The following is a 15,093-nucleotide window of genomic DNA, read 5'->3' on the forward strand; positions in this document are numbered from 1 at the left end:
TGCACCGGGCCCGCGCTGGGCCGAGCCGATCCGCAAGCGGCTCGTGGCCGGCGTCACGCACCTGACGGCGGGCGGCGGCGGCCCGTCGCTCGACCTCTCTTCGCCGCCGGGAGACCCGGGGCTGTTCGGCCCCGATGCCGTCTGCTGGCGCGTACATGCCGACTTCACGTCGATGATGACGGGCGGCATCGCCGCGCTGCTGCTGCAGGCGCTCCACCCGCTCGCACTCGCGGGCGTCTGGGATCACTCGTCGTTCCGCACCGACATCCTCGGCCGCCTGCGACGCACCGCCACGTTCATCACCGGTACGACGTTCGGCAGTCGCGCAGATGCACTCGCGCTGATCGAGCGCGTGAAATCGATCCACGCGCACATCTCGGGCACCGCGCCGGACGGTCGGCCGTACCGTGCCGACGATCCGGCGTTGCTGACCTGGGTGCATGTCGCCGAAGTGTCGAGTTTCCTTGCCGCGCATCTGCGCTACGTGAATCCGGCGCTGCCGGGCGAGTTGCAGGACCGCTACTACGCAGAAACGGCGTTGATCGCCGAACTGCTCGGCGCACACGAGGTGCCCCGTTCGCGTGCCGAGGTGGCCGCGTATCTCGCGCGCATGCAGCCCGAGCTCGAGGCCGGGCCGCGCACGTTCGACGTGATGTCCATCCTGCTGAACGTGCCGGTCGCGAAGCCTGCCCTGCGGCCGGCCGCGTCGCTGGTGATGCACGCGGGAATCGACCTGCTGCCGCCGTGGGCGCAGCGCATGCTCGGCGTGTCGGCCTTCGCGCCGCTGCGACGCGCGGTGGTCCGGCCCGGTATCCGGGTCGTTGCCCCCGTGCTGCGCTGGGCGCTCGTGAACGGCGCGTCAAAGCGTGCGCGCCGCCGTGCCGCAGCGACACCGCCCGACGGCACTCCACCCGCCTGACGATTCGCTTCCTCCTATCATTTCAATTTACTGTCAAATACCTGTGACAAGCTGACGGGCTTGCACCCGCGCACGGTCGCCCGTGCCGCACGTCCCGCCTGTCGTGACCCGCGCGGTGTCCCGCCCACCCGACCGACACTCGATGCCCGCGATGCCACGCCTGCCGATCCGTTTCGCCCTTGCCGCCAGCCTGTCCACCGTTTTCGCCCTTTCCGCCTGCGGAGGCGACGATGTCGCCGCCGTCGCGCGTTCGGACGCGCAAACGCCATCCGGCGGCACCCCGACCACGCCGGCCCCCACGCCGCCGGCCACCGTCACGCCGCAACCGGGCAAGTGGAAGGCCGCTCGCGCGGGCGACCTGATCGACGTGACGCTCGGCGACCTCCATCCCACGCAGGGTGCGATCGGCTACGACCAGATCTACTACAAGCTCGGCCGCTACGAATTGCAGCCCGACAAGAAATTCGACGACTTCTGCGCGGACGAAGGCCTCGTCGGCGTCGCATCGAGCGGCTATACGGCCAAGTCGACGCTGCGCGATCCCGCGAGCTACACGTGCGCGACCACCGATGCGAACGCCCGCGACCGCTCGGTGCTGAACCCGGTCGTGATCGGCCCGAACGGCGATGCTCTGTACCTGACCGACGGCCATCACGGCCTGTCGACCTACTACGAGACGCCCGACGGCGGCCCGGCGCTGCACGTACACGTCGTCGTCAAGGACAACCTCAGCGACTACTCGGGCGACGCGTTCTGGCAGCAGATGCAGAGCCGCGGCTATCTGCGCCTCAAGAACGGCGAAGGCAAGCCGATCACGACGGCGCAACTGCCGACCGGGCTCGGCCTGAAACTCGGGATGACGAACGACCGCTACCGCTCGCTCGTCTATTTCACGCGCGACATCGGCTACAGCAAGCCCGCACAAGCGACCGACTATCTCGAGTTCTACTGGGCCGACTGGCTGCGCGCGCAACCGGGCACGTTCGCGCTCACCGGCTATGACCTGACGCGCGCCGGCACAACCGACCCGGATCCGGCGAAGGCCGACACGGGTTACCTGAACGCGGTCTGGAATGCGTCGACGCGCATGGTCGCGGCCATGGACCCGGTGATCGACGGCAAGACGGGCGCCGACCTCGGCCGCGCGGACGCGATCAACGGCGGGAAGAAATACAGCAAGGGAGAGTTCGACAAGCTGCGCCAGCCGATCACGGCGGAAAAGCCCGGCAAGCTCGCGTACGCGCTCGACTACAAGACGCGCCACGCGCTGCCGCAGTAAGGCAAGCGGCAACCGCCACGCAGGAAGGCCACCCCGGCCGGCGATGCCGGACGGGGCCTGCTGGCTCAGAGCACCTTGCGGTACCCGTCGTCGTCGCTTGCCGCGTCCAGGTGCGACACGTCGGCCCACTGCACGACTTGCGCGCGGCCATCGACGTAATTGACGACGTTGATGCTCGTGTTGAGCAGTTGATAGTTGCGCGGCGCCGACAGCTCGATGCCGTTCGCAAACCGGTACACGCAATCGAGCACGCCGCCGTGCGCGACGCATGCGATCCGGCCGCCCGGATGCTCGGCGACGATCGGTTCGAGCGCATGCAGCACGCGGTGGTAGAACTCGCGCTGCGACTCGCCGCCCTCCGGCGCGAAGCCGGGGTCGCGCGTCTGCCAGGCCGCGTACGCGTCGGGGAACAGCGTCTCGATCTCGGCGCTGTCGTGCCCCTGAAACTGGCCGTACGAGCGTTCGCGCAGCCCTTCCCGCAGCCGCAGCGAAAGCCCGAGCGCGTCGGCGAACGGCTGCGCAGTCTGCTGCGCGCGCATCAGGTCGCTCGAATAGATCGCGTCGAGCCGTGCGCCGTCACGCACGTCGCGTGCGAGCCGCGCGGCCAGCTTTTGCGCCTGCTCGAGGCCCGTTTCGGCCAGCGGGATGTCGATATGACCCTGGATGCGCTTGATGCGATTCCAGGCCGTCTCGCCATGGCGGATGAAAAGAATCTGCGTGGTGGCCATCGCGGCGCGTCTCCGGGGAAGAATCAGGGCCGCACTTGCAGCCAGAATGTCACGGGGCCGTCGTTGACGAGCGACACCTGCATGTCAGCGCCGAACTCGCCCGTCTCGACGACCGGATGGCGCGCACGCGCAGCCGCAACGAAATAGTCGAACAGCCGCGCGCCTTCGTCGGGCGGCGCGGCCGGCGTGAAGCTCGGACGCAGCCCGCTGTTGGTATCGGCCGCCAGCGTGAACTGCGACACGAGCAGCAGGCCGCCCGCGCGACCCTCACCGTCGATATTCGATACCGGCAGGTTCATCTTGCCGGCGGCGTCGCTGAATACGCGATAGCCGAGCATCTTCGCGAGCAGCTTGTCGGCCGCTGCGTCGGTGTCGCCGCGCTCCGCGCAGACCAGCGCGAGCAGGCCCGCGCCGATCTCGCCGGTCGTGCGGTCGCCGACGCGCACGTCGGCGCGCTTCACGCGCTGGATCAGCGCGATCATGCGGTCAGCGTGACGCGCGCGAAGCGGCGCTTGCCGACCTGCACGACGAACTCGCCGGCTTCGACCTTCAGGCCCTTGTCCGACACGGTCGCGCCATCGATCTTCACGCCGCCCTGCTCGATGTTGCGCAGTGCCTCGCTCGTCGACGGCACGAGGCCAGCCTGCTTCAGCAGCTGGCCGATCGCCAGCGGCGCGCCCGCGAGCGTGACCGACGGAATGTCGTCCGGCACGCCGCCCTTCGCGCGGTGGTTGAAATCTTCGAGCGCACGCTCGGCATCGGCTTGCGAGTGGAAGCGCGCGACGATTTCCTGCGCGAGCAGCACCTTGAAATCGCGCGGGTTGCGGCCGCCTTCGATCTCGCGCTTGAAGCCGCCGATCTCGTCCATCGGGCGGAACGACAGCAGCTCGAAGTAACGCCACATCAGCGTGTCCGAGATGCTCATCAGCTTGCCGAACATGTCGGTCGGCTGCTCGCTGATGCCGACGTAGTTGCCCTTCGACTTCGACATCTTCTCGACGCCGTCGAGGCCTTCGAGCAGCGGCATCGTCAGAATGCACTGCTGTTCCTGGCCGTACTGCTTCTGCAGTTCGCGGCCGACCAGCAGGTTGAACTTCTGGTCGGTGCCGCCGAGCTCGAGGTCGGCGTTCAGCGCGACCGAGTCGTAGCCCTGCATCAGCGGGTACAGGAATTCGTGGATCGAGATCGGCACGCCGCCCTGGAAGCGCTTCGTGAAATCCTCGCGCTCGAGGATCCGCGCGACCGTGTAGCGCGACGCGAGCTTGATCATCCCGTCCGCGCCGAGCGGCATCGACCATTCGCTGTTGTAGCGGATTTCGGTCTTGTCGCGGTCGAGCACGAGTGCGGCCTGCTCGAAGTAGGTCTTCGCGTTCGACTCGATCTGCTCGCGCGTGAGCGGCGGGCGCGTCGCGTTGCGGCCCGACGGGTCGCCGATCAGCGACGTGAAATCGCCGATCAGGAAGATCACCGTGTGGCCGAGGTCCTGCAGCTGACGCATCTTGTTCAGCACGACCGTATGGCCGATGTGGATGTCAGGCGCGGTCGGGTCGAGGCCGAGCTTGATGCGAAGCGGCGTGCCCGTCGCCGCGCTGCGCGCGAGCTTCTGCGCGAACTCTTCCTCGACCAGCAGCTCGTCGACGCCGCGCTTCGTGACGGCGAGCGCATGCCGGACTTCGTCGGTGATCGGGAAAACAGGCTTGGAACTGGGTTCGGTGCTCATCGGTGCCAGGAAGAATGTCGCAAAGACAGGGATTTTCCCATAACTTGCGCGCCCATCGCTTAACGGCGCGTCACGTTGCGCGGATAATCGGGCGCAAGGCGCGCGGCACCGGCCCGCGCCGCACGATCCAGGAGAACCCAACGTGCCGCAACGACAGCCGCAAAACGCCCATCCGGCCGACGGCATCTACTTCGGGCTGATGTCGGGAACCAGCATGGACGGCGTCGATGGCGTCGCCGTGCGTTTCGAGGCCGGCAAGGCACCGGTCGTGCTCGCGGAAGCGTTCGTCGGCTTCGCGCAATCGCTGCGCGACGCGCTGTTCGCGCTGCAGCAGCCCGGCGACGACGAGATCGACCGCGAATCGCTCGCGGCGAACGCACTGGTCACTCGCTACGCGGTGTGCTGCCACGAATTGCAGCGCACGGCCGGACTGTCGCGCGACGAGATCCGCGCGATCGGCGTGCACGGCCAGACCGTGCGCCATCGCCCCGAGCGCGGCTATACGCGGCAGATCAACAATCCGGCCCTGCTCGCCGAGCTGACCCAGGTCGACGTGATCGCCGATTTCCGCAGCCGCGACGTCGCTGCAGGCGGCCATGGCGCGCCGCTCGCGCCGGCCTTCCATGCCACGGTGTTCGGCGCGCCGGGCGAGACGCGCGTCGTCTGCAATCTCGGCGGGATCAGCAACATCACGATCCTGCCCGGCGAAGGCGGCGATGTGCGCGGCTTCGACTGCGGCCCCGCGAATGCGCTGCTCGACGAATGGGCGACCCGCCATCTCGGCAAGCCGTACGACGACGGCGGCAAGTTCGCCGCGCGCGGCACCGTCCACGCGCCGCTGCTCGACGCGCTGCTCGACGAGCCGTATTTCGCTGCACCGCCGCCGAAAAGCACCGGGCGCGACCTGTTCAATCCCGCATGGCTCGACGCGAAGCTCGCCGCGTTCGCACAGGTTGCGCCGGAGGACGTGCAGGCAACCCTCACCGCGCTTACCGCCGTGTCGGTCGCACGCGAGATCGCGCAACACGCAGCCGGCTGCAAGGCCGTGTTCGTCTGCGGCGGCGGCGCACGCAATCCGGTGCTGCTCGACGCGCTCCGGCACGCGCTGCGCGAGGCCGGCGTGCCGGCCACGGTCGATACGACAGCCGCGCTCGGCGTGCCGCCGCAGCAGGTCGAGGCGCTCGCGTTCGCGTGGCTCGCGTACCGTTTCACCGCGCGTCAGCCCGGCAATCTCGCGACGGTCACCGGTGCGGCCGGCAACCGCGTGCTCGGCGCGCTCTATCCGCGCTGACGCGGCGCCTGCCATACGGCGGGCACCGCATCGCCATTGCGAACGGGCATAAAAAAACGGGGCATGAAGCCCCGTTTTTCATTCCGGCGAACCGGGTCGGATCAGCCGTGTGCTCAGACCGAGAACGACGAGCCGCACCCGCAGGTGGTGCTCGCGTTCGGGTTCTTGATCACGAACTGGGCGCCGTTGAGGTCGTCCTTGTAGTCGATCTCTGCGCCGACCAGGTACTGGTAGCTCATCGAGTCGATCAGGAGCTGGACGCCGTTCTTGTTCATCACGGTGTCGTCCTCGTTGACTTCCTCGTCGAACGTGAAGCCATACTGGAAGCCGGAGCAGCCGCCACCCTGCACGAACACGCGCAGCTTCAGGTCGGGATTGCCCTCTTCGTCGATCAGTTGCTTGACCTTGTCGGCTGCGGCGTCGGTGAAGACGAACGGAACCGGCATTTCGGCCGTCGTTGCTGCGGATTCGGTAACAGCGTTCATTGCGAACTCTCCAAAAAGCTTTAGCCGCTATTGTAGGGCCGATCAGAAGATCGTGCTGAAGTCCATGAAATCAATAGGTTCTTGTCGATTTCATCAAACACGCCCGCGCGGGCCGCGGCAGCACGCGCCTGGAAACGGACATAAAAAAACCGCCAGCGCGAACACTGGCGGTTTTTCCGGCGGACGCCGCCCGGGAGCGGCGAGGCCATGAAGCGGAATTAACGCTTCGAGAACTGCTTTGCGCGGCGTGCCTTGCGCAGACCAACCTTCTTACGCTCGACTTCACGTGCATCGCGCGTGACGAAGCCTGCGCTCGACAGCGACGGCTTCAGCGTCGCATCGTAGTCGATCAGTGCACGGGTGATACCGTGGCGCACTGCACCTGCCTGACCCGTTTCGCCGCCGCCGTTGACGTTGACCTTGATGTCGAACGTCTGGCCGTGGTTCGTGAGTTCCAGCGGTTGACGCACGATCATCAGCGACGTTTCGCGCGAGAAGTAGTCAGCGATGGGCTTGCCGTTGACGATGATGTCGCCCTTGCCAGCCTTGATGAAGACACGTGCGACTGCGCTCTTGCGGCGGCCCGTACCGTAGTTCCAGTTACCGATCATGTGGGCTCCCCTTAGATCTCGAGCGCCTTCGGCTGTTGAGCCGAATGCGGATGCGTAGCTTCAGCGTAGACCTTCAGCTTCTTGATCATCGCGTAGCCGAGCGGGCCCTTCGGCAGCATGCCCTTGACCGCTTTCTCGAGCGCGCGGCCCGGGAAGCGTTCTTGCATCTTGCCGAACGTCGTTTCATAGATACCGCCCGGGTAACCCGAGTGACGGTAGTACTTCTTGTCCAGAGTCTTGTTGCCCGTGACCTTCAACTTGCTTGCGTTGATGATGATGATGAAATCACCAGTGTCGACGTGCGGGGTGAACTCAGGCTTGTGCTTGCCGCGCAGACGGCGTGCCACTTCGCTGGCAACACGGCCGAGAACCTTATCCGTCGCGTCAATCACGTACCATTCGCGCGTCACCTCATGGGCTTTTGCGGAAAACGTCTTCATGATCGATCCAAAAAAATTGCTTTGCCCGATGTGTTCTTCCTGCTTGTCTGTGTGCGCTTCGAGGCGCGGTGCAGGCTCTCCCTGTTCTTTTTCCGTGGGCATGAATGCGGAAAAGCCCTGAATTATAAAGGAAATACGGCAACGCGGTCAAAGGGAATCCACATCCCGTGTCCACGGCGGCCGAAATGGGCCAAAATCCGTTCGTGCCCCGACAAGCCAGGCGAACCGAGCGCCCGGGGAGGCACCCATCGACGCGCGGCACATGACCATCCCGCGCCAGACCGGCCGAATCTGGAAAACAACAAACAAGCATGATGAATCAACGACTTACGCCCTTCCTCACGGCCGCGCTGCTGGCCGCCGCGGCGCCTGCCGTCGCCGCCCGCGCCGACTGCGAAGCCAAGCTCGACGCACTCGATACACGCATTGCCGAAGCCCGCGCCGCCCACGCCGAGGATCGCGTCGCCCGCCTGCGCGCGGTGCGCGAACGCGTCCGTCATTTCTGCGCACGCGGGCACGGCCACGCGCCGGCCCCCGATGCACGCTCGCCCGGCACGCTGCCCGGCGCGACATCGCAGCCGGCCGCCAAGCAACCGGTGTAACGATGCCGGGGCGCGCGAGCCGCGCGCCGATGTTTGCATGGGACGAAAAAAAGCCCGAACGGCTGGTTCGGGCTTAATCCACCATAGGAGGAGGGTGGAGGAGACATTCGGAGGTTGCCGCAGCGCGACAACCAATGAGGCTCATTATACGAACGCGTCGCAGACTCCACAAGAAAATTTGCATTACGAAATCAAACACCATAATGCGAAATTCACGGAAACCCGTTTGAAAAATTGGTTTCCCCTTTGAAATCAATCACCTGATACCGCAAGACAGGGTCAGGAACCGCCCTCTTCTAGAGCAAAACCCCTAAATTCGAGCGGGAATTGGCCGTCCGGCACGCGGCTCGCGCGGCTCCGGCATTGCGCGTCGTGCAGCGCATCAGCCGACCGTTGCTCAGCGGGCTACAATGCCGGATCGAATCCGAATCAGGCAACGCTGGAGTGCAAGCATGGAATGCAAAGTAAGCTGGATGGGCCAGGACGGCATGGCGTTTTCCGCCGAGACCGGCAGCGGCCACCTCGTCACGATGGATGGCGCGCCCGAAGGCGGCGGCCACAATCTCGCGCCGCGCCCGATGGAAATGGTGCTGCTCGGCACCGGCGGCTGCACGGCCTATGACGTCGTACTGATCCTGAAGAAGAGCCGCCAGGAAGTCAGCGGCTGCTCGGTCACGCTGAAGGCCGAGCGCGCGAGCGAAGATCCGAAGGTATTCACGAAGGTGCACTTCCACTTCACCGTCACCGGGCGCAACCTGAACCCGTCCACGGTCGAACGCGCGATCAACCTGTCGCACGACAAGTATTGCTCCGCGTCGATCATGATCGCGAAGACGGCCGAACTCACGCATTCGTTCGACATCGTCGCCGGCTGAACGCACGGCAAGCGCGCATGAAAAAAGGGCCGGCGCTCCGTTGGGAGACGCCGGCCCTTTCGCATTCGAACGGCAAAGCAGGCCGATAAGCCGGATTCTGTGCACGCTGCGCGCCGAAGCACGCAACGCGTGGCAGCCATTCCTCTAGGCGCGCCATTGCTGACGCGCTCAAGCTTCCTACCCGCAGACGAGACGGGGGCCCCGTCCTGCATCCGAAAATGCGCGCCTGCCTACTTGGAATTGCTCCGGGTGGAGGTTACCGTGCCGGCGAACGTCGCCGTCGCCGCGGTGCGCTCTTACCGCACCGTTTCACCCTTACCTGATCCCGGCTTGCGCCGGGCCATCGGCGGTTTGCTTTCTGTTGCCCTGTTCCGCGTGTCGCCACGGATGGCCGTTAGCCATCACCCTGCCCTGTGGAGTCCGGACTTTCCTCGCCCCCGCGCGCCCGAAGGCGGCGAGGCCGCGACTGCCTGGCCTGCTTTGCGACGCGCATTCTAGCACCGAGCGCGGCCGGCCGTGTGGCCGGGCGCGCGCGGCGGTGCGACCGTCACGCCAGTTTCCAGCCGATCGTCTCGCCGCCGCGCAGCGGCACGACGGGCGTATCGCCCGCGAAGATCTCGCGCGGCAGCTCCCATGCCTCGCGACGCAGCGTGACCGTCTCGGCGCTGCGCGGCAGCCCGTAGAAATCGGCGCCGAAGAAGCTCGCGAAGCCTTCCAGCTTGTCCAGCGCGCCGGCCGTGTCGAACGCTTCCGCATACAGTTCGAGCGCGTGCAGCGCCGTGTAGCAGCCCGCGCAGCCGCACGCGGTTTCCTTCGCGTCGCGCGCATGCGGCGCACTGTCCGTGCCGAGGAAGAAGCGCGGATTGCCCGACGTCGCGGCCTCGACCAGCGCGACGCGATGCGTCTCGCGCTTCAGCACCGGCAGGCAGTAGTAATGCGGGCGAATCCCGCCGACGAACAGCGCATTGCGGTTGTACAGCAGGTGATGCGCGGTGATCGTCGCGCCGAGCAGGCCGGGCGCCGCGTCCGCGTCGCGCACGTAGTCGGCCGCATCCTTCGTCGTGATGTGTTCGAACACGACCTTCAAGCCCGGGAAATCGCGGCGCAGCGGCGTCATCACGCGGTCGATGAAGACCTTCTCGCGGTCGAACAGGTCGATCGACGCATCGGTCACTTCGCCGTGCACCAGCAGCGGCATGCCGGTTTCCTGCATCGCCTCGAGCGTCTTCGCGCATTTCGCGAGATCGGTGACGCCGTGGTCGGAATTCGTCGTCGCGCCGGCCGGATACAGCTTCACGCCGTGCACGAAGCCGCTTTCGCGCGCGCGGCGGATCTCGTCGGGCGGCGTGTTGTCGGTCAGGTACAGCGTCATCAGCGGTTCGAACGTCATCCCGGCCGGCAGCGCGGCGAGGATGCGCTCGCGATAGGCCTGCGCCTGCGCGGTGGTGGTCACCGGCGGCTTCAGGTTCGGCATGACGATGGCGCGGCCGAACTGGCGTGCGGTGTGCGGCAGCACGGCGGCCAGCATGTCGCCGTCTCGCAGGTGCAGGTGCCAGTCGTCGGGACGGGCGAGCGAAAGCGTCGCCGGGGAAGAAGCGTTCGAGGCAGTCATAGGAGGCGTCGTGAGGAACGGGCTGGCCGTCGGCGGGGCCGGAACACGCGTGCCGCGGGCCGACTGACGGCAAACCGCAACACGGGGCCTTTGGCCAGCGGAATCCGCTTTTTACCGCTCAGGGCTCGGTGATATGCTAGAAGCCGCATTGTACCGGGGTTCGCCCGGTTCGTTACCCCCCGCCTCAGCCTGCTGCCCCAAGTAAAATGTGCCAACTCTTAGGAATGAACTGCGCCGCGCCGACGGACGTCACATTCTCCTTCACAGGTTTCGCGGCCCGGGGCGGGCTTACCGATCACCACGCCGACGGCTGGGGCATCGCGTTCTTCGAAGATAAAGCCTGCCGCCTGTTCATCGATCACCAGGCCTCAGCCACGTCGCCGATCGCCGAAATGGTGAAGCGCTACCCGATCAAGTCCAAGAACACGATTGCGCACATCCGCAAGGCGACGCAAGGCCACATCCTGCTCGAGAACAGCCATCCGTTCATGCGCGAGCTATGGGGCCGGCACTGGATCTTCGCGCACAACGGCGACCTGCAGGACTACGCACCGGACATGGACGGCAGCGTCTACCATCCGGTCGGCACGACCGACAGCGAACAGGCATTCTGCGTGCTGATGCAAGGGCTGCGCGCAGCATTCCCCGGCGCGCAGCCGCCGTTGCCCGAACTGTTCGAGCGCGTCGGCGAGCTGACGCGCGGGATCACCGATCACGGCGTGTTCAATTTCCTGATGTCGAACGGCCAGGCGCTGTTCGCGCACTGCTCGACGCGGCTGCATTACCTCGTGCGGCGCTGGCCGTTCTCGACCGCGCATCTCGTCGACGAAGACCTGTCGATCGACTTCGCGAAATACACGACGCCCGAGGATCGCGTCGCGGTGATCGCGACGCAGCCGCTCACCGACAACGAAGTCTGGACCGCATTCGAGCCGGGCGAACTGATCATGTTCCAGTGCGGCGACGTCGCCGCACGGATGCAGATCCCGGTGCCCGAACGCGTGCTCGAGAAGCTGCGCAATCCGGCGCTCGACGCGTCGGCATCGGCGCCGCGCGACGCACGCGAGGCGCTCGCCACGGCCGCAGAAGTCGATTCCGACGACGCAATCGACTTCTGAGCCCGGCGCGCCAGCGCCCTCTTCCCTTCATCTTTTCGCCACTGCGCGGCAAATCGAAGGCTCGCCGCGCCCGATCGCGACGGTGGCGTCGTGCGCAGGCGATACAGTAACGTTCGCCATCGGAACAAATCGCCCATCCGAGCACCGAATTCGCGTCATCCGGACCCCAGCCCGGTAAATCGAAGCGACGCCGCGCCACATTTTCCCGATTTGATTTATCTTCAAACGAAAATAAATCAAAAAGGAAAAATAAAATTCGACGTCCAGCCTGCACATAATCCGGGATCGGCATTTTAACGCACGAGTCTGGCGAAAACCGTGCGCCACCTCACCGATCCGGCAATCGCGAATCGATATCGCTCAAATCCACCAAATCCTTATCCACCAAGGCCTTCAGTTCGATTCATCACACAATCAAAATATAGCCGATGAAAACGGCATGATTGCCGCATTTGTTAGCTTCCCGACAATCCATCCCCCGCCCGATCAATAGACTCCGCCCATCCTCGGTGTAACGAATTGCGATTGGCGGAGAAACGGCCACGGCCGCCGCACACCCATTCACGCCATTCTCCACCGCGGATTGCGATTTCACTGCGCCGCAGTGAAAACCACATCAAAAGAAGAGAGAGGGGCTTGTCGTGAATCATTCATTTCGATCGATATGGAGCGAGACCACCGGCTGCTGGGTCGCAGTTGCGGAAACGGCACGGGCGCGCGGCAAACGCTCGGGTAGTTCGTCCGGCACGCGCCGCCGCGCCGCACACGCGGCCACGCACCGGACCTCGCTTCGCATCGTGGCATTCGGCGCGTTGCTGGCCGCGCTGTCGGCCGGTTCCGTGCACGCATCGACCTGCGGCGGCGGCACGGCTGTCGCGAACGGCGGCACCTGCGCGCCCGGCAGTTTCAGCCCGACGGTCAACGACAACCTGGCAGGCTCCGCCACCGTCTCGGGTGGCGACACCGTCGGCGTGTCGGGTGCATGGACCGGCGCCGGCGGCGACCCGGGCTACACGCTCACGCCGATCGGCAGCACGACCATCGTGTCGGGCAACCCGAACCAGCCGCTGCTGTCGCTCGGCGGCAAGACGCATAGCGTCAGCACGCCCGACTCGATCACCGGCACCCGCACGTCGGTCGCGACCTACGACTCGTCCGCGTTCTCCGCGTCGACGGCCGGCGCGACCGAGGTGCCCGTCTACCACGACGTGAACGGCAACCAGTATGTGAACACGCGCATCGGCACCGTCACCGCCACCGGCGGTACGCTCAACGTGTCGATCGGCAATGCGGCGAACGCGCCCGATGCAGCCGGCAACGCGATCTCGATGGCCGCGAAGGGGACCGACCTGACCTTCGCGGACGGCACGGGCGCCACGACGAGCACCGTCAACTGGAACTCGCGCAACCAGATCCAGTTCACCACCGGCGACTACCTCGCGAACGGCGGCGCCATCGGCAGCCGCCAGCTCGACGTGCCGGCTTACGCAGGCACCTTCACCGCGTTCGACGGCAGCACGTGGAAGGTCACCGACGCCACATCGCTCGCCGCGTACAACGACTTTCTCGTGCGCTCGGTGCAAAGCGGCGCGCTCGGCTCGCAGGCCGCCTACGACAGCGCGTTCAGCCAGGCGGTCACGTTCTCGCAGCAAACCTTCCAGTATCAGAACAACGTGTCCTCGGGCGACAAGAACACGCTGCCGATCGATTTCCTGTCGGCGATGCACGGCACGGGCGCGAACGCGACGCTGCAGATCGGCAAGGACGGCCAGATCGACTTCCGCGGCACCAACACGATCGTCTCGAGCTCGGCTGTCCTCGCGGAAAACGGCGCGCACTTCATCAACGACGGGCGCCTGTCGGGCGACTTCACGCTGGTGCGCCTGCTGACCGGTGCAAGCGGCGTTAACAACGGCGTGATCTCGTCCGGGTACGCGTCCGGCGACGACTTCGACACGAGCGGCAGCACGCCGCCGAACAACTTCGACTTCCACGCGTACACCGAAGGCAACGGCGTGTTTGCGAACGGCGCGGGCACGTCGTTCGTCAACAACGGCGTGATGAACGTCGGCGCGTGGACGCTCGACGGCAACCAGCCGGACCTGCAGAACTACGCGGTCGCCGTGACAGGCGGCGCGACGGCATCGAACGCCGGCACGATCAACGTCGGCGTCAATGCGACGACGCTCGACAGCCAGGTGATCGGCGGCCTCGTCGCCGGCGGCAGCTTCACGAACGAAGCCGGCGGCACGATCTACCTCGGCCGCTCGGCGCAGTACGCGCCCGGTGGAGCAGCAAACGACGTCGCGCTCGCCGCGCATGCATACGGCATCCTGCTCGGCGATTCCGGCACCGCGCGCAACCTCGGCACGATCGTGATCGGCTCGCAGACGCAGAACGGCGCCGCGATGGCGAGCATCGGCTCGACCTCCGGCACGCTAACCAACGCAGGCACGATCGTCGTCAACGGCGCGGCGTCCGGCACACCGCTCGCCAACGTCGGCATGCTCGCGGCCAACACGGCCGCGACCGTGACCAATACCGGCACCATCACGCTGAACGGCGTGAACGGTATCGGCATCATGGTCGTCGGCACCGGTGCGCAGGCAACGTCCGCCCTGTCGAGCGGCACGATCAACGTCGCCGGCGGCCTCGATCCGGCCTCGGGCACGCGCAACTATGGCGTGTGGGCCGAAGGGCCGAGCGCCACGGCCACGCTCAACGGCGCGCTCAACCTGACAGGCACCGGCGCGATCGGCGTGCACGCACGCTCGGGCGCGACGATCAACGTCGGTGCCAACGCGGTGCCGGCCTTCATGTCGGGCACCAGCCAGATCGGCTTCTACGCGTATGGCGCGGGCTCGAAGATCAACGTCGCCGCGCAGCACCTCAGCGTCGACACCGACGATTCGACGCTGTTCCGCGTCGCGGGCGGCGCGGCCTACACGGGCACGTCGACGGCCGGCGCGCTGACGACCGACGTCAACGGCCAGCGCGCGCACGGCGTGCTCGCGACCGATGCCGGCACCGTGCTTTCGACCGGCAACGCGATCTACAACGTCAACGGCGCTAACGGCATCGCGATCGGGGTCGAAGGCGGCGCGCAAGGCACGATCGACGCGGGCGCGACGATCAACCTGAACGCGGCCGGTGCGATCGCCGGCGTCGTCGACGGCCAGGCGCACGACCTCACCGGCGCCAATGCCGGCGCACCGGTCGCAACGACCCTCACCAACCACGCCGCCGTCACGTCATCGACGGCCGGCGTCACCGGCTTCGTCGCGCAGAACCTCGGCACGCTCGAGAACCGCGAAACGGTGCTGCTGACGGGCGCCGGCTCGACCGGCGTCGTGATCGGCACGCTCGGCACGGCGAACAACGCGTCGACGATCCGCGTATCCGACGGCACCGGC

Annotated in this window: 14 protein-coding genes and 1 other RNA gene; 7 read left to right on the forward strand and 8 right to left on the reverse strand. The window is 66.3% G+C overall.

What is annotated here, in order from left to right:
* Together G3O00_RS30520 and G3O00_RS30525 are read left to right on the forward strand one after the other, a co-directional pair.
* The coding region (locus G3O00_RS30520) for an oxygenase MpaB family protein (RefSeq protein ID WP_206145249.1) at positions 1 to 919 on the forward strand (919 nt) is incomplete at its 5' end.
* Between the two features lie 151 nt (positions 920 to 1,070).
* Positions 1,071 to 2,198 (forward strand): ParB/Srx family N-terminal domain-containing protein, encoded by a 1,128-nt coding sequence (locus G3O00_RS30525; protein ID WP_206145253.1) that lies wholly within the window; start codon positions 1,071 to 1,073, stop codon positions 2,196 to 2,198.
* A 65-nt stretch (positions 2,199 to 2,263) separates the two neighbouring features.
* Here the strand turns inward: G3O00_RS30525 and G3O00_RS30530 are convergent, their stop codons facing one another.
* Genes G3O00_RS30530 through tyrS form a run of 3 tightly spaced genes read right to left on the reverse strand, consistent with a single transcriptional unit; the run spans position 2,264 to position 4,646 of the window.
* Entirely contained in the window at positions 2,264 to 2,926 is a 663-nt protein-coding gene (locus tag G3O00_RS30530) for a histidine phosphatase family protein (protein WP_206145250.1), read from the reverse strand.
* Between the two features lie 23 nt (positions 2,927 to 2,949).
* Positions 2,950 to 3,408: a D-aminoacyl-tRNA deacylase gene (gene dtd / locus G3O00_RS30535; RefSeq protein ID WP_011350959.1), complete on the reverse strand. Its 459-nt coding sequence runs from the start codon at positions 3,406 to 3,408 to the stop codon at positions 2,950 to 2,952.
* Positions 3,405 to 4,646: a tyrosine--tRNA ligase gene (tyrS, locus tag G3O00_RS30540; protein ID WP_011350958.1), complete on the reverse strand. Its 1,242-nt coding sequence runs from the start codon at positions 4,644 to 4,646 to the stop codon at positions 3,405 to 3,407. Before tyrS ends, dtd begins: the two co-directional genes overlap by 4 nt.
* Before the next feature lie 142 nt (positions 4,647 to 4,788).
* Here tyrS and G3O00_RS30545 point away from each other — a divergent pair, with 142 nt between their 5' ends.
* Positions 4,789 to 5,937: an anhydro-N-acetylmuramic acid kinase gene (locus G3O00_RS30545; protein ID WP_174934237.1), complete on the forward strand. Its 1,149-nt coding sequence runs from the start codon at positions 4,789 to 4,791 to the stop codon at positions 5,935 to 5,937.
* Positions 5,938 to 6,050: 113 nt separating this feature from the next.
* Here G3O00_RS30545 and erpA read toward each other — a convergent pair whose 3' ends face one another.
* The 3 genes from erpA to rplM all read right to left on the reverse strand — a co-directional run bounded on the left by erpA (position 6,051) and on the right by rplM (position 7,473).
* Complete coding sequence (gene erpA / locus G3O00_RS30550) at positions 6,051 to 6,422, reverse strand: iron-sulfur cluster insertion protein ErpA (RefSeq protein ID WP_011350956.1); 372 nt, start codon at positions 6,420 to 6,422, stop codon at positions 6,051 to 6,053.
* A 218-nt stretch (positions 6,423 to 6,640) separates the two neighbouring features.
* The gene (gene rpsI, locus G3O00_RS30555) at positions 6,641 to 7,033 is read right to left on the reverse strand and encodes a 30S ribosomal protein S9 (protein ID WP_006476904.1); all 393 of its coding nucleotides are present in this window, start codon (positions 7,031 to 7,033) and stop codon (positions 6,641 to 6,643) included.
* A gap of 11 nt (positions 7,034 to 7,044) precedes the next feature.
* Positions 7,045 to 7,473: a 50S ribosomal protein L13 gene (gene rplM, locus G3O00_RS30560; protein WP_009687896.1), complete on the reverse strand. Its 429-nt coding sequence runs from the start codon at positions 7,471 to 7,473 to the stop codon at positions 7,045 to 7,047.
* A 311-nt stretch (positions 7,474 to 7,784) separates the two neighbouring features.
* Between rplM and G3O00_RS30565 the strand changes: the two genes are divergently transcribed.
* Together G3O00_RS30565 and G3O00_RS30570 are read left to right on the forward strand one after the other, a co-directional pair.
* Complete coding sequence (locus tag G3O00_RS30565; RefSeq protein WP_206145251.1) at positions 7,785 to 8,075, forward strand: DUF1090 family protein; 291 nt, start codon at positions 7,785 to 7,787, stop codon at positions 8,073 to 8,075.
* A 410-nt stretch (positions 8,076 to 8,485) separates the two neighbouring features.
* Positions 8,486 to 8,950 carry an OsmC family protein gene (locus tag G3O00_RS30570; RefSeq protein ID WP_172625585.1) on the forward strand — a complete coding sequence of 155 codons (465 nt, stop codon included), beginning with the start codon at positions 8,486 to 8,488 and terminating at the stop codon, positions 8,948 to 8,950.
* A 70-nt stretch (positions 8,951 to 9,020) separates the two neighbouring features.
* Here G3O00_RS30570 and rnpB read toward each other — a convergent pair.
* Together rnpB and pyrC are read right to left on the reverse strand one after the other, a co-directional pair.
* Positions 9,021 to 9,432, reverse strand: an RNA gene (rnpB, locus tag G3O00_RS30575) — RNase P RNA component class A.
* 65 nt (positions 9,433 to 9,497) lie between these two features.
* Positions 9,498 to 10,562, reverse strand: a complete 1,065-nt coding sequence (pyrC, locus tag G3O00_RS30580) for a dihydroorotase (protein ID WP_011350953.1) — start codon at positions 10,560 to 10,562, stop codon at positions 9,498 to 9,500.
* Between the two features lie 206 nt (positions 10,563 to 10,768).
* Here pyrC and G3O00_RS30585 point away from each other — a divergent pair, with 206 nt between their 5' ends.
* Positions 10,769 to 11,680 carry a class II glutamine amidotransferase gene (locus tag G3O00_RS30585; RefSeq protein WP_011350952.1) on the forward strand — a complete coding sequence of 304 codons (912 nt, stop codon included), beginning with the start codon at positions 10,769 to 10,771 and terminating at the stop codon, positions 11,678 to 11,680.
* 641 nt (positions 11,681 to 12,321) lie between these two features.
* Positions 12,322 to 15,093 (forward strand): ESPR domain-containing protein (locus tag G3O00_RS30590; RefSeq protein ID WP_206145252.1); only part of this gene is annotated, 2,772 nt, incomplete at its 3' end.

It is taken from the genome of Burkholderia sp. Ac-20384 (assembly GCF_017104605.1).
GTDB classification, from domain to species: Bacteria; Pseudomonadota; Gammaproteobacteria; order Burkholderiales; family Burkholderiaceae; genus Burkholderia; species Burkholderia lata.

What these genes read in the sequence shown, in the direction of transcription:
- G3O00_RS30525 (WP_206145253.1), top strand. Translation starts at nt 1,071, where the DNA reads ATGCCACGCCTGCCGATCCGTTTCGCCCTTGCCGCCAGCCTGTCCACC.
- G3O00_RS30530 (WP_206145250.1), bottom strand. Translation starts at nt 2,926, where the DNA reads ATGGCCACCACGCAGATTCTTTTCATCCGCCATGGCGAGACGGCCTGG.
- dtd (WP_011350959.1), bottom strand. Translation starts at nt 3,408, where the DNA reads ATGATCGCGCTGATCCAGCGCGTGAAGCGCGCCGACGTGCGCGTCGGC.
- tyrS (WP_011350958.1), bottom strand. Translation starts at nt 4,646, where the DNA reads ATGAGCACCGAACCCAGTTCCAAGCCTGTTTTCCCGATCACCGACGAA.
- erpA (WP_011350956.1), bottom strand. Translation starts at nt 6,422, where the DNA reads ATGAACGCTGTTACCGAATCCGCAGCAACGACGGCCGAAATGCCGGTT.
- rpsI (WP_006476904.1), bottom strand. Translation starts at nt 7,033, where the DNA reads ATGATCGGTAACTGGAACTACGGTACGGGCCGCCGCAAGAGCGCAGTC.
- rplM (WP_009687896.1), bottom strand. Translation starts at nt 7,473, where the DNA reads ATGAAGACGTTTTCCGCAAAAGCCCATGAGGTGACGCGCGAATGGTAC.
- G3O00_RS30565 (WP_206145251.1), top strand. Translation starts at nt 7,785, where the DNA reads ATGATGAATCAACGACTTACGCCCTTCCTCACGGCCGCGCTGCTGGCC.
- G3O00_RS30570 (WP_172625585.1), top strand. Translation starts at nt 8,486, where the DNA reads ATGCCGGATCGAATCCGAATCAGGCAACGCTGGAGTGCAAGCATGGAA.
- pyrC (WP_011350953.1), bottom strand. Translation starts at nt 10,562, where the DNA reads ATGACTGCCTCGAACGCTTCTTCCCCGGCGACGCTTTCGCTCGCCCGT.
- G3O00_RS30585 (WP_011350952.1), top strand. Translation starts at nt 10,769, where the DNA reads ATGTGCCAACTCTTAGGAATGAACTGCGCCGCGCCGACGGACGTCACA.